The organism is Nocardioides astragali (assembly GCF_024436375.1).
Lineage (GTDB): Bacteria > Actinomycetota > Actinomycetes > Propionibacteriales > Nocardioidaceae > Nocardioides > Nocardioides astragali.
Window position 1 is genome coordinate 812321 of the sequence record NZ_JAFMZM010000003.1, and the last position, 13574, is coordinate 825894.

12 protein-coding genes are annotated in these 13574 nt (G+C 72.4%); 6 read left to right on the forward strand and 6 right to left on the reverse strand.

Going from position 1 to position 13574, the window contains the following annotated elements:
* Positions 1–310 precede the first annotated feature (310 nt).
* The 4 genes from J3P44_RS25100 (at position 311) to J3P44_RS25530 (ending at position 5568) form a co-directional block, all read left to right on the forward strand.
* Positions 311–3232: a helix-turn-helix transcriptional regulator gene (locus J3P44_RS25100; RefSeq protein ID WP_308212261.1), complete on the forward strand. Its 2922-nt coding sequence runs from the start codon at positions 311–313 to the stop codon at positions 3230–3232.
* 112 nt (positions 3233–3344) lie between these two features.
* Positions 3345–3560 (forward strand): hypothetical protein, encoded by a 216-nt coding sequence (locus tag J3P44_RS13080; RefSeq protein WP_255890830.1) that lies wholly within the window; start codon positions 3345–3347, stop codon positions 3558–3560.
* Between the two features lie 185 nt (positions 3561–3745).
* On the forward strand, positions 3746–4684 hold the full coding sequence (locus tag J3P44_RS13085; protein WP_308212262.1) for a JmjC domain-containing protein: 939 nt from the start codon (positions 3746–3748) through the stop codon (positions 4682–4684).
* Complete coding sequence (locus J3P44_RS25530; RefSeq protein WP_255890831.1) at positions 4681–5568, forward strand: ferredoxin family protein; 888 nt, start codon at positions 4681–4683, stop codon at positions 5566–5568. Before J3P44_RS13085 ends, J3P44_RS25530 begins: the two co-directional genes overlap by 4 nt.
* Before the next feature lie 18 nt (positions 5569–5586).
* Here the strand turns inward: J3P44_RS25530 and J3P44_RS13095 are convergent, their stop codons facing one another.
* The 3 genes from J3P44_RS13095 to J3P44_RS13105 form a co-directional block, all read right to left on the reverse strand.
* Positions 5587–6582: a hypothetical protein gene (locus J3P44_RS13095; RefSeq protein WP_255890832.1), complete on the reverse strand. Its 996-nt coding sequence runs from the start codon at positions 6580–6582 to the stop codon at positions 5587–5589.
* Positions 6579–6881, reverse strand: a complete 303-nt coding sequence (locus tag J3P44_RS13100) for a hypothetical protein (RefSeq protein ID WP_255890833.1) — start codon at positions 6879–6881, stop codon at positions 6579–6581. Before J3P44_RS13100 ends, J3P44_RS13095 begins: the two co-directional genes overlap by 4 nt.
* Before the next feature lie 81 nt (positions 6882–6962).
* Entirely contained in the window at positions 6963–7769 is an 807-nt protein-coding gene (locus J3P44_RS13105) for a hypothetical protein (protein WP_255890834.1), read from the reverse strand.
* A 126-nt stretch (positions 7770–7895) separates the two neighbouring features.
* Between J3P44_RS13105 and J3P44_RS13110 the strand changes: the two genes are divergently transcribed.
* Positions 7896–8426, forward strand: coding sequence for a hypothetical protein (locus tag J3P44_RS13110; protein WP_255890835.1), 531 nt, complete (start codon positions 7896–7898; stop codon positions 8424–8426).
* Positions 8427–8456: 30 nt separating this feature from the next.
* Here J3P44_RS13110 and J3P44_RS13115 read toward each other — a convergent pair whose 3' ends face one another.
* A complete protein-coding gene (locus J3P44_RS13115; protein ID WP_255890836.1) occupies positions 8457–8720 on the reverse strand; it encodes a hypothetical protein in 264 nt (87 codons plus the stop codon).
* A complete protein-coding gene (locus J3P44_RS13120; protein WP_255890837.1) occupies positions 8717–9955 on the reverse strand; it encodes an MFS transporter in 1239 nt (412 codons plus the stop codon). The genes J3P44_RS13115 and J3P44_RS13120 overlap by 4 nt, the downstream gene beginning before the upstream one ends.
* An 84-nt stretch (positions 9956–10039) precedes the next feature.
* Between J3P44_RS13120 and J3P44_RS13125 the strand changes: the two genes are divergently transcribed.
* The gene (locus tag J3P44_RS13125; protein ID WP_255890839.1) at positions 10040–12013 is read left to right on the forward strand and encodes a M3 family metallopeptidase; all 1974 of its coding nucleotides are present in this window, start codon (positions 10040–10042) and stop codon (positions 12011–12013) included.
* 55 nt (positions 12014–12068) lie between these two features.
* Here J3P44_RS13125 and J3P44_RS13130 read toward each other — a convergent pair whose 3' ends face one another.
* On the reverse strand, positions 12069–13550 hold the full coding sequence (locus tag J3P44_RS13130) for a M28 family metallopeptidase (RefSeq protein WP_255890840.1): 1482 nt from the start codon (positions 13548–13550) through the stop codon (positions 12069–12071).
* Between the last annotated feature and the right edge of the window lie 24 nt (positions 13551–13574).

Consider the following 13574-nt stretch of genomic DNA (forward strand, 5'->3'; position numbering starts at 1 on the left):
ACGCCGCTCCCGACGGCATCTGAGGTAGCTGGCCACGCGTGAATAGGGCGCCCGCCCGATGTCCGGCCCTACCTCATGGACGGAATCTCTACTCACGGTCCCAGAAGGGGCCCCCTGAAGAGGGATTCGAAGAGGAGAAGCACATGTTCAGCACCGACAGCTTCCTGAGTGCCGAGATCGCCTACCGCCAGGACCGGATCCGGAAGGACTACGGCGTCCGTCGCTGGACGCGCCGCGCCGACCAGACCAAGGGATGACGCGCAGCGTGGTCGGCCCTCGGGTGTCGGAGCGGCAGGACACAATGTCCCCCGTGCCGGCGCTGAGGACCACCGATCTCATCGGACGCGATGCCGAGCTGGAAGAACTCACCTCCCAGCTCGGCATTCGCGCGTCCAAGGGCCACCAGGTCGCCCGGGCGATGCTTCTCGCCGGCGACGCGGGGGTGGGCAAGACCCGGGTCCTGATGGCCCTGCGCGACCGCGCGATCGAGGCCGACTGGCACGTCGTCGCCGGCCACTGCCTCGACCTCGCCGACAGCTCGCTCCCCTACCTCCCCTTCTCCGAGATCCTCGGTCGGCTGATGGCCGACCTGCCCGACGTCGCAGGTCGTGTGCTCGAGCAGCACCCCACGCTCGCCCGCCTGCTCCCCGGGCGTCGCATCCGCAGCAGTGAGACCGCGTCGGGCGACCAGGCCCTCGACCGCGGCAACGTCTACGACGCGTTCGGCGACCTCCTCTCCGCCGTCGCCGAGCAGGCGCCGGTCCTCGTGATCGTCGAGGACGCCCACTGGGCCGACGAGTCCACCCGCGACATGCTCAGCTTCCTCTTCTCCCGCGCCCTTCCGGGCGTCTCGCTCGTCATCTCCTACCGAGCCGACGACCTCCACCGGCGACACCCGCTCCGCCGGCAGGTGGCCGAGTGGATGCGGTTGCGCGGCGTCGACCGGCTCCAGCTCGAGCCGCTCGCCGACGACGACGTACGCACCCTCGTCCGCGCCCTGCGTCCCGGCACGCTGTCCGAGGCTGAATACGTCTCCATCGTCGACCGGGCCGAGGGCAACCCCTTCTTCGTCGAGGAGCTCGTCGGTGCGGCCTGGTCGGGACAGGTCCCCGGCGAGCTCGCCGACGTCCTCCTGGTCCACCTCGACCGCCTCGACGAGGCCACCCGCCGCGTGGTCCGCATCGTCTCCGTGGCCGGGCGCCAGGTGAGTCACGGCCTGCTCGCCGCCGTGTCCGACCTCGGCTCCGCCGAGCTCGAGGACGCGCTCCGCACGGCGGTCGAGTCCAACGTGCTGGTGGCCTCCCGCGGGGGGACCTACGCCTTCCGCCACGCGCTGCTCGGCGAGGCGGTCTACGACGACCTGCTGCCCGGCGAGCGGGTCAGGCTCCACGCCGACTTCGTCTCCGCGCTCGGTGAGGGACGCGCGATGGGCACCGCCGCCGAGCTGGCCCAGCACGCCCGCCGCGCCGACGACAAGCCGGTGGCCATCCGCGCCTCCATCGAGGCGGGTGAGGAGGCGCTCGCGGTCGGCGGTCCCTCCGAGGCGGCCACCCACTTCCTCGACGCTCTGGAGCTCATCGACACCGCGCGGACCCCGGTGACCGACGTCGACCTGCTCGCCCTCGTCCGGCGCTGCGCCGAAGCGCTGGTCGCGGCGGGTCGGGTGCCGAAGGCCGTCAAGGTGCTGCGCGCGCGGCTGGCCACACTGCCGTCCGACGCGCCCGCGGTGGATCGCGGTCAGCTGCTCACGTCGCTGGCCTCCGCCCTGACGCTGACCGACACCACCGAGTCGCCGCGCGAGATCGCAGCGGAGGCGGTCGAGCTGCTGCGGGACGGCCCGCCCAAGCTGCTCGCCCGTGCGCTCTTCGTCTACGCGGAGTGCCTGGGCAACTGGCGCGCGGAGGAGGCCCGGGCGGCGGCACTCGAGGCGCTGGAGCTCGCCGAGCGCAACGACTTCACCAGCCTGGCGGTCGAGCTGCACACCACGCTCGCCCTGCTCGACCACCAGCACGACGGCCAGGACCCCGGCACCGGATGGCGCGCGGCCGCCGACCGCGCCAGCTCCGCCGGGCTCATCGAGCCCGAGCTTCGCGCCCTCTACTTCCTGGGCCGGTTCCTCCAGGATCGAGGCGACCTCGACGCCGCAGGCGAGGTCTACCGCCAGCTCATCGCCCGCAGCGAGGCCGGCGGTCTCGCGTGGTCGCCCTACCCCGCCGAGGCGAGGCTCCTCTACGCCATCGCGCTGACCCACCAGGGCCGGCTCGATGAGGCGTGGAGCCTGCTCGACGTCACGGGCCAGGACCCGCCGATGGTCTACGAGTGGCTGTTCTTCGCCCAGCAGATGCTCATCATCATCGGCATCCGAGGCAACACCCACAGCATGGCGCTCGAGCGCCTGCGCGACTACTGGGGCAGCGACGGCCTCACCGCGATCATCGCCGGCAGCGCGGAGCTGATGCGGGCAGCAGCAGCCGTCGACGCCAAGGGCGCGCTCGCGATCTACGACGACGTGGTTGCCAGCGTCGTACCCCTGTGGCACGAGTGGTTCCAGGCCCGGCTCCGGCTGGCGACGATCGTCGTCGGAGTCTTCGCCAGCGCGGCGCCCCACCAGTCGGCCGACGAGCGCGAGACCACCAGGGCAGCGGTCGACCGGCTGATGGCCGACGGCGCACGGGTGATCGACTTCTACGCCCGCTACGAGGCCAGCCGCGGCCCCGAATACCGCATGTGGGTGGCCCGCCGCACCGCGGAGCACCTGCGCTGGCGGTGGCTCGCCCAGGTCGAGCCGCCCTCGAGCGAGGAGCTCGTCGAGGCGTGGCGTGCCGCCGAGGAGACCGCCCTGGCCTACGGCAGCGTGCCGGAGCTCGCCCAGACCCGTGTCCGCCTGGCCGGCGTGCTCCGGGCGGTCGGCGACGCGCAGGGCGCTCGGGTCGCGGGTGACCAGGCCCGCGAGGCCGGGCACGCGATGCGGGCCGCGCCACTCCTGGCCGAGCTCACGGCCGGTGGCTCCGCGGCCGCTCCGGCGACCGCTGCGGAGGTGGCCGTCCTCACCCCCCGCGAGGCCGAGATCCTCGCCCTCGTGGCGGAGGGACGCAGCAACGGCGAGATCGGCAAGCAGCTGTTCATCAGCACCAAGACCGTCTCGGTCCACGTCTCCAACATCCTGGCCAAGCTCGACGCCGCCTCCCGCACGGAGGCGGCCGCGATCGCGCGCCGGCGCGGCCTGCTCTGAGCCGGGCGGAGGGTTTCCCCCGCCCCGAGGGGTGTGGGACGGTGGTCGAGCCGGGATCGAGACTTGGTAGTGCGCCGACGGATCGCCCGCCGGAGCTGAGTAGGAGGATCACATGACGACGACTCCTGACAACCCGTTGAACGACGACGAGATGAGCACCGAGGGCGTCGACCCCACGGGCGTCCCGTCCGCTCCGGGCACTGACGCGGACGGCACCGACGCGGACTCCACCGACGGCGACTCGACGGACTCCACCGACGGCGACTCGACCGATTCCGACAGCACCGACGGGACCGACGCCGACGGGACGGACGGGATCGCGCTCTGAGCGCACTCGACCGCCTCACCGGGGACGCCCAGACCTTCATCGACAAGGTCTGGGCGTCGTCGGTCCACGTCCATCGCACCGACCCGAGCCTGGGCGCCAGCACCCTGTCGCTCGCCGACGTCGACCACCTGCTCACCGAGACTGCGATCCGCGCACCTGCGGTCCGGGTCGCCCGCGACGGGTCGGTGCTGCCCGAGTCGTCCTTCACCCGCGGCGGCAGCCTGGCCGGCAAGCCCCTGACCGGGTTGGTCGATCCCGTGAAGCTGATGCGCCTGCACGACGAGGGCGCCACGATCGTGCTCCAGGGCCTCCAGCGCTACTGGACCCCGGTGTCGGACCTCCTCGCCGGCCTCGAGCTCGAGCTGGGCCACCCCTGCCAGGCCAACGCCTACCTCACCCCGCCCGGCGCCCAGGGCTTCGCCGTGCACTCCGACTCCCACGACGTCTTCGTGATGCAGACCCACGGCACCAAGCTCTGGGAGATCCACGGCGAGGGCGGTCCCGGTGAGCTCCTCCTCGAGCCCGGCGTCGTCGCCTACCTCCCCACCGGCACCCCCCACGCCGCACGGGCGCAGGAGGCCGTGTCGCTGCACCTCACCATCGGCATCAACCAGCTCACCTGGCGCCAGCTCGTCTCGCGCCTCGTCCTCGACGTCCTCGACGACGTTGCCGACGACCACCTCCCGGCCGGCTACCTCACCGATCCCGACCGGCTGGCCGACGGGATCGGCCGGCACCTCGGTGCCGTCGCCGACGCCGTACGCCGCCTCGACGCGCCCGCCGCGGCGCAGGAGCAGGCCGTGCGTTTCCTCAGCGAGCGCCCGCCCCGGATGGCCGGCGCGCTGCTCGACCGGGAGGCCCTGACGCGGGGCCTCAGTGACGACAGCGTCCTGCGGCGCCGCCCCGGCCACCCGTGTGAGGTCGTCGCGGCCGCGGGGGACGACGTCGTACGGGTCCTGCTCGGCGACCGCGTGCTGCGCGTGCCCGCCCGCATCCGCGACGCCGTCGACGTGGTCGCGGCCCGCCACGAGCTGACGCCGGCCGATCTCCCCCTCGATCCCGCGAGTGCGCTCGTGCTGTGCCGACGGCTGGTGCGGGAGGGCCTGCTCGAGGTCGTGCGGTGACACCCTTCCGGTGTGCTGCGGCCAGCCTGGCTCGCAACGACGACCTCGCCGGCACCGCGTCGACGGTGCGCAGCTTCCTCCTGGTCGAGCACCGGGGTGCGTGGGGCGTCGAGGCCCTCCGCGACGCACGACTGCCCGATGGTCTGGGCGACCACCTGTCGCGCACCGGGCGCAGGTCGGGCGTACGGGTGCTGCTGGTCCGGCGGCCGGGCCGACGCGCCGGGCAGGCGGGAGTCCGCGTCTTCGCCGCGCGCGCGGCCGGTGCCGACTCCTGGCTCGAGGCGGGGACGCTCGCGACCGTCGACGACGTGCGTGGCCTCGACCTCACCGCCCTCGGCCAGGGCCGCTCGCCCGGCCTGGATCCCTACGACGGTCCGCTCCTCGCCGTGTGCACCCACGGCCGGCACGACGCGTGCTGCGCCGAGCGCGGCAGGCCGGTCGCCCTGGCCCTCGCGAGGAGCCGCCACGCCGACGCCGTCTGGGAGTGCTCGCACATCGGAGGCGACCGGTTCGCCGGCAACCTGCTCGTCCTTCCGCGCGGCCTCTACTACGGGCGCGTCGACCCGGACGCGGCGCTCGACGTCGCGGACGCAGCGGTCGAGGGCCGCGTGTCCCTGGACCACCTCCGCGGTCGCTCGGACATGCCGATGCCGGTGCAGGCGGCGGAGATCCACGTGCGGCGGCTCCTCGACCTGCGGGGCCTGGACGACGTACGCCCCACCGCGGCGCGGACGGAGGCAGACCTCACCACGGTGACCCTCGACGCCGGTGACCGCACGGTCCGGGTGCAGGTGCTCCGAGTGCTCGAGGCCGCTCGGCAGCTGACGTGCGGCGCGCTGAGGGACAACCCGGTGCCGCGCTACGAGGTCGAGCTCCTGGGCTGACAGCTCTCAGCCCAGCCCTCAGCCCAGCCGGTCCTTCAGGTCGGCGGACTGCCACGAGGTCTGGTCGGCCAGCCGCGGCTTGCCGGCCTCGGCGTCCTCGAGGTTGCGCGCGGCCCGGTTGGCCTGGGCCTGCTCTCGGTCGGCGACGGTGTCGGCCTCACGGGCCTCGACGCGAGCCTCGGTGAGCTCGCGGTGGAGGGCGGCCACCTTGTCGGCCTGGGCCTGGATCTCCGCCGGAGGACGCTCCGCGAGGACCATCTCCTCGAGGTCGTCGAGGGCCGACTGCTCGCGGCGCTTGAGCCCGTCGACCGTGCGCTGGGCGGCATCGGCGCGGTCGTTGGCCTGGACGGCCTCCATCGCCTCCTCGGCCGCCTCGCGGCGCAGCTCGCCGAACTTCACCTGGTTGGCGTCGGCCGCGACGAACCTCGCCCGGTCCTTGTCGGGGTGGACCCCGGCATGGTCGGCGAGCGCCTTGATCAGCTCACGCGTGCTCACCCGGCGGGCGTCGCGCAGCTCGATCTTGGTCTCGAAGCACTGCTGGTAGGCCTTCCAGTCCCGCTCCCAGGCGTCGATCTCCTTCTGCGGAGCGTCGCCGGCGATCGTCTCGACCGGGGGCCAGATGCGGTTGTCGCGGATCTCCAGCCCCTGGGCCGCCGCGAAGGCGCGCAGCTGGTCGAGGCCCTCGCGGTGCCGACGCAGCACGTCGGAGTAGGCGTTGATGGCCCGCCCGAGTCCGCGCAGGTTGTCGCGGACGCTCACCGACTCCTCGTGGCGGCGGCCGGCACGGTCGCGCAGGGCGTCAGCGGCCTCACCCGCGAAGACCTCCTCGGACAGGGTCGCGGTGCGCTCGAACCCGTCGGCCGCGAGCTCGACCTTGGCGGCGAGCCGGCGGACGGAGTCGCCGTAGGAGTCGACCTTGTCCGGCTCGAGCCAGTGGTAGTGGCAGCCGATGGGATCGCCGAACTTCAGGCCGTCCTGCTGGACCTCGATCTTGTCGACCACGACCCGGGTCATCGCGGGTCCACCTGGTCGAGCTTGGCGGCGACCTGGGCGGCCTGGCCGACCATCAGGTCGAGCTCGTCGAAGTCGATGATCGAGTCGTCGATGGCCGAGGCGATGGTGCGGCACTTCTTGGTGATCTCTTCAGCGTCGTCCACGAGGCTGCGTACGCCCTCGACCATCAGGCCGCGCCACGGGAAGTCGTCGGCTGGATGGTCGACGTCGCCGAGCGCGGACCGCAGGGTCTCGCGGGCGGTGTCCAGCTCTTCCTTGGCGGTCCGCAACGCCCGCTGGTTGATCGCGATCGGCCTCATGGCGCTCTTCTCCCCCGATGAACGGCGTCGAAACCCGGAGTCGTGAAGTTGTGAACGACTTCCGTCGGTGGGCTGGACCGCTCAGACGTGCCCGCAGAGCTGGGCCATGCGCAGCTCGAGCCGACCGAGCAGGTCCGTGCACGCCTTGTCGGTCAGCCTCGACGGGTCAGCCGACTTCCTGCCACCGCCCTGCGCGCACACCGGCAGCACGTCGATCGAGAGCTTCGCCCCGCCCGCCAGTGCGCGCAGCTCGTCGAGCTTGTCGCCGAAGGGCGAGCCGCTGCCGGGGGAGTAGTAGCGCACGGCGGCGTCGATGTCGTCGGCGAACAGGTCGGCCTTGGTCACCGCCACCACCAGCCACGTCGGCCGCTCGCGGCGTACGGCCATGCTGGCGATCCGGTGCGCGGTGATGGCCCAGTCCTCCAGCTCGGCAGCCAGCTGCTCCTCGCGCGAGGCGAGTGCGGAACCGCTCGTGCCGCCCGTGCGCCGCGGGGTGGCGTAGCCGTTGGCGACCACATGGAGGACCCCGTCGACCGGCTCGTCGTGGAACACCTCGTCGAGCGCACCGAGGCGGGTGGCGGCGTTCTCGCCGGGGACGACGCGGAAGCGGTATCCGCGCAGCTTCGCGTTGCGGCGCGTACGCCGCTCCAGGACAGCGGAGCCCACGTCCTGGTCGGTCTCCGCCGAGGACTGAGCGCTCGCGCGGCGCGAGAGCCGGTCGGCGAGCCGGGTCTTGCCCACGCCGGTCATCCCGGTGACCGCGACCGTGGGGTAGCGGTGCCGCAGCAGGCGCGAGGCGCGCTCCGGGGCCTGGGACAGCGCGGCCAGGGCGCCTCCGGCGATCGTCGTACCGATGGCTGCCCTGCCGTGCCGCAACGGTGACTGCATGTCCCCATCCTGCCAAGTCCGGGCTGAGGGGCGCCCGGGACGCAGGCGTCGGTGCGCGCTGGTTGGCCATGCGACCAGCCATCTTGGACAATGTCGAGAGCCCCGCCCTCCGGTTGAAAGGTCCCCATGGACAGCGAGAACCGTCCCGTCCTGACCGGGCTGATCGCCCTGGTCGGCGTCGCCGTGGCCATCGGCCTGCTGGGAGGGCTCGCCGTGATGGTCGGGGTCAAGGCCACGGGCATCGGTGAGGCGTCGAGCGCCAGCGACGACAGCGGCACCCCCTCAACCTTCCAGCTGCCCAGGCCAAGCGACACCGGCACCTCGGCCCCGGCACCCGACCCGGTGGAGCCCAGTGCCGGCACGGAGACGTCGTCCGAGGCCCCGGCGGAGGCCATCTCGCTGACCGCGACGCAGCAGTCGGTCAGCCCGATGCAGCAGATCGACCTGACCGGCACCTACCAGTCCGGTGAGGGCGCGATCCTGCAGGTGCAGCGCTTCGAGAACGGCGCCTGGCAGGACTTCCCGGTGACCATGTCGGTCTCCGGCGGCACGTTCGCGACCTACGTGCAGACCAGCCGCACCGGTCCCAACAAGTTCCGCGTGGTCGACACCGACACCGAGGCGGTCTCCAACGAGGTCACGGTGACCGTCGGCTGACCACCGGCGACCGGCCTCGAGGTGGGCGTCTCACGCAAAGATTCCCAGGACCACCACGCCCATCGCCACGCCGACGCCGTACGCGGCCAGCCCGGACCACACCCGGCCGAGCCACATCCCGATCCCCACCGTGAGCACCGGCCACAGCAGCGTCAGCAGCACATAGCCGAGCACTCCCAGCGGGGTGCTGTCGCTACCGAACCCGTTCACCTCGAAGCTGAGCCCGATCAGGCTCGGCACCGTCGCCCAGCCAGCGAACAGCCCCCCGAGCGCGACGACCACTGACCGGATCATCCGGCAGGCACCTGGCGGACCGGTCGGCCGCCGGCGGCGCTGACGCGCGCCCGGTCGACCCGGTGGGTCCAGTAGCCCACCCAGCCGGCACCGGCGAGCCCGAGCACGCCGACCACCAGGCAGGCGGTCGCCAGCGGCGCCACTGCCGCGACCGCGCCGACGAGCAGCGGGCCACCGGTGTTGCCGATGTCGCCGCAGAGCCGCCACGCGCCCAGGAACTGCGCCCGGCCCTCGCCCGGCGCGGCGTCGGCGCCGAGCGTCATCACGATGCCCGACCCGAGGCCGTTGCCGCAGGCGATGAGGCCCATGACCAGCGCCACCGACGCCACCGACGTGGCGAGGGGGAGCAGCAGGCAGGCCACCGCCATCGAGAGGACGACCGGCACCGCCACGACCATCCTGCCGCGGGTGTCCATCAGCCAGCCGCCCGGCCACATGAACGCGACGTCGAGCGCGGCCGCGCCGGCGAAGATCAGCGAGGTGGTGGCGGCGGACAGCCCGAGGTGGTCGGCCCACAGCGGCAGCAGGCTGAGCCGCAGCGAGCGGCTCATCCCGAGGATGACGACGGCGGTGCCGAGGGTGGCGAGGACCCGCCGGTGGGAGGCGATGACCGTCCACACCGCGAGGTGGCCGGACGCCTTCGCCGCGGCCCGCTTCTCCTCGCCCAGGTCGGGCATCAGCGCGGCGAGCAGCGAGGCGCAGACCGACATGGCGGCCCCCAGCCAGAAGACGCTGCTCAGGTCCGTGAGGCTGATCAGGCCCGCACCGATGAGCGGCCCGACGAGCACGCCGACGCGGTAGGAACCACCCAGCAGCGACATCGCGCGGGCCCGGTGCGTGGCCGGGACGACGTCGATCATGAAGCCCTGGCGCGCGATCAGGAAGAGCGTCCAGCACACCCCGCTCAGCAGTACGCCGACCGCGAGGGCCACGACGGAGTCGGTGAGGGCGACGAGGGCCATCGCCCCGGCGTCGGCGAACCCGGCCCCGACCAGCGCCCGTCGCTCGCCGATCCGGGCCACGAGAGCGCCCGCAGGAAGGCTGGCCAGCAGCATGCCGACGCCGGTCAGCGCGACGATCGCGGCGGCCGTGCTGACGTCCGCGCCGAGGTCGCGCGCACGCAGGGCGAGCACCGGCATGATCGCGCCGTGCCCCACCGCGGAGACGATCGAGGGGCCGTAGGCCACGAGCCAGACGTCGCGGAACCGGAACCCCGTCACCCCCTGAGTGCTCACCCCGACACGCTACGTGGGGTCGCGCGGCGGCCGGTCGCACAACCCGGTGGAGCTCGTCACAGCCCGTGCGTAGGCTCCTCCTTCGTGGCCCACGACACCGACACGCAGCCCACGTCCACCTCCGATGCGCACGAGCCGCTCGGTCTGCCCGGAAGCGGCGACTGGCTGGCGTGGGTCGGCGAGCGTTGCGAGGGCCAGCTCGCCGAGGCGAAGCGACAGGTCGAGCACGTGAAGTCCGCCCAGGGTCCGGGCGAGGGTGGTGCGCGCGAGGTGCTGGCGGCCTGGAACCGTGCCGAGATCGCCATCGCCAACGCCGGATCGGTCGCCCTCTGGGCCGAGGTGCACCCCGACGCCGGGGTGCGCGACCGGGCCGACGAGCTGAGCCAGCAGGTCCAGAAGTACGTCACCGAGCTGGGGCAGGACCGTGACCTGTTCGCGGTGCTCGACGCCCTCGACGCGGGCCCCCAGGGCGGGCTCGACGACGACGCCCGACGGGTGCTCGACCACACGCTGCGCGACTTCCGCCGCGCCGGTGTCGACCGCGACGACGCGACCCGCGACCGCTTGCGCAAGCTCAGCGAGCGCGCGGTCAAGCTCTCCCAGGACTTCGGCCGCAACATCCGCGACGACGTACGCTCCATCCGCATCGCGCCCGAGCGCCTGGCCGGACTCCCCGACGACTATCGCGCGGCCCACCCCGCCGACGACGACGGCCTGGTCACGATCACCACCGACTACCCCGACCTGGTCCCGTTCACGACCTTCGGCTCCGACGCCGACGCGCGTCGCGACCTGGCGCTCGCGCAGAGCAATGTCGCGTGGCCCGCCAACGACGAGGTGCTCCAGGACCTGCTGGCCGTGCGGCGCGAGACCGCCGACCTGCTCGGCTACGCCTCCTGGCCCGACTACGACGCCGAGGTCAAGATGATCGGCACCGGCCAGGCCATCGCCGAGTTCATCGACCGGATCAGTGACGTCGCGATCGAGCGCGCCCGGCAGGAGGTCGCGGTGCTGCTCGAGCGCAAGCGCGTGGACGACCCGGCTGCAGAGGACGTCGCGACCTACGACTCCCGCTACTACGCCGAGCTCGTGCGCCGCGAGCAGTACGAAGTCGACGGCCAGGTGGTGCGCACCTACTTCCCCTTCGAGTCCGTCCGCCAGGGCCTGCTCGACGTCACCGGCCGGCTCTTCGGCCTCGGGTGGACCCCGGTCCCGCAGCCCGATACCGGCACGTGGCACGCCGACGTGGCGAGCTACGACGTCGACCTGGAGGGCGTGCGGATCGGCCGGATCCACCTCGACCTGCACCCGCGCGAGGGCAAGTACAAGCACGCCGCCCAGTTCGACATGGTCAAGGGCATCGCGGGCGAGCAGCTGCCGGAGGGCGTCCTGGTCTGCAACTTCAGCCGCGGCCTGATGGAGCACGACGAGGTCGTGACGCTCTTCCACGAGTTCGGCCACCTGGTCCACCACGTCCTGGGCGGGCAGGGGGAGTGGCTGCGCTTCTCCGGCGTCGCGACCGAGTGGGACTTCGTCGAGGCCCCGAGCCAGATGCTCGAGGAATGGGCCTGGGACGCCGACGTGCTCGCCACCTTCGCCCGCAACGCCGAGGGCGAGACGATCCCGGCCGACCTGGTCGCCGCGATGCGCCGGGCGGACCACTTCGGCAAGGGCATATACGCCGTCCACCAGATGTCCTACGCCGCTCGTTCCTACTGGTTCCACGCGCGGCAGCACGACGACCTGACGGCTTACGGCGACGAGCTCCAGCGTCGCTACTCGGTGTTCCCGCCGCTGGAGGGCGCCCACATGCACTGCGCCTTCGGCCACCTCGACGGCTACTCGTCGGGCTACTACACCTACATGTGGTCCCTCGTGATCTCCAAGGACCTGTTCTCCGCGTTCGACCGCGACGACATGTTCGCCGCCGACAAGGCGAGCGCCTATCGCGACAAGGTGCTCGCGATGGGCGGCAGCAAGGACGCCGCCGACCTCGTCGCCGACTTCCTGGGCCGGCCCTACTCCTTCGACGCCTGGGCGGCGTGGCTGGCGGAGTAGGACCGGCCCGACAGGAGCTCCAGCCGGCGGATCAGCCGGCGGATCTGGTGGTGGATCAGCCGGTGGTGACGGCCGTGTCGTCGAGCACGAAGCTCGTCTGCAGCGATGAGTCCTCGAACATCACGAACCTCACGGTGACGGTCCTGCCCTTGTAGGCCAGCAGGCTGTGGGAGAACTGCGCGTACGTCGCGCTGACGCCCACGTTGCTGAAGGTCCTCAGGGTCGAGGTGGTGGTGCCGCTGACGACCTGCACCTTGAGGGTGTCGTAGGCCGTCGAGCCGGACTCGGCGGTGTCGGTGCGGATCCAGTACGACAACGACGCGGCCGTCGCGGTGGACGGGATGGTGACCTGCTGCGAGATCGTCTCCGACGACGTGCTGCCGTTGCCGCCCAGCCAGGCCTTCCATGACCCGGTGCGTGCGGGGCGGCCGGTGTTGCTGGTGACGGCACCCGAGGTGCCGGCCCAGCTCACCGCGCCGGACTCGAAGCCCGGGTTGGCCAGCAGGTTGGCGCCCGGCGGCGGGGTGGTCGGCGGCGTCGTGCCGTAGTCCTTGTCGGCGTAGAGCCACACCATGTGACCGATCGCGTCGAGGTTGCGGTCCAGCGCGGTGGTGCCGACGTTGGAGATCGTGTCGCAGGAGCGGTGGTAGCACGGGTCGTACGGCTGGCCGGCCTGACCGCCCCACTTCTGTGCCTGGGCGGAGGTCTTGGTGCCCTCGGCGCCCGAGAAGATGCCGGTCGTCGCGATGCCGTGGCTGCGGAACGAAGCGTGGTCCGAGCGTCCCTGGACGTCGATGTACTCCCAGGGGATGCCCTTGGACGCGTAGTAGGCCGTCAGGCTGTCGCGGGCGCCGTTGCCCGCCGGGTTGTCGTTGTAGACGAAGTAGCCGGGATTGATCGAGCCGACCATGTCGTAGTTCATGTAGAGGTCGATCTTGTCCTTCTCCGCCGTCGGCAGGTTGCGCATGTAGTGGTTGGAGCCGAGGAGCCCGAGCTCCTCCGCACCCCACCAGGCGAAGCGCAGGTGGTTGCGGGCGGTGTTGCCGCTCGCGGCCCAGGCGAGGGCAGCCTCGAGGACGGCCGCGGAGCCGGTGCCGTTGTCGTTGATGCCGGGGCCGGAGGCGATGCTGTCGAGGTGGGCGCCGGTCATCACGACGTGCTCGCCGTCGCCGCCGGGCCAGTCCGCGATCAGGTTGTAGGACGTGCCGGACGAGGTCGAGAAGCTCTGCACCTGGGTGGTGTAGCCGGCCGCGTCGAGCTTGGCCTTCACCCAGTCGAGCGAGGCCTTGTAGCCCGGGCGTCCGGTGCCGCGGTTGCCGCCGTTGGCGTTGGCGATGGACTGGAGCTGCTGCAGGTGGGCGGTGACGTTGGCGGTGCTGAGGTCGGGCGAGGGGGCCGCGACGGCGGGCGAGCCGGTGCCGACGAGGGCCACCCCGGACATGGTGGCGACGAGGGCGCCGGCGGCCACCGTGGCCAGGGGGGCGGACCGGGTGGCGGACCGGGTGGCGGACCGGGTGGTCGTACGGAGTGTGCGCATGGGGATCTCCCGAGAGGCTGGGTG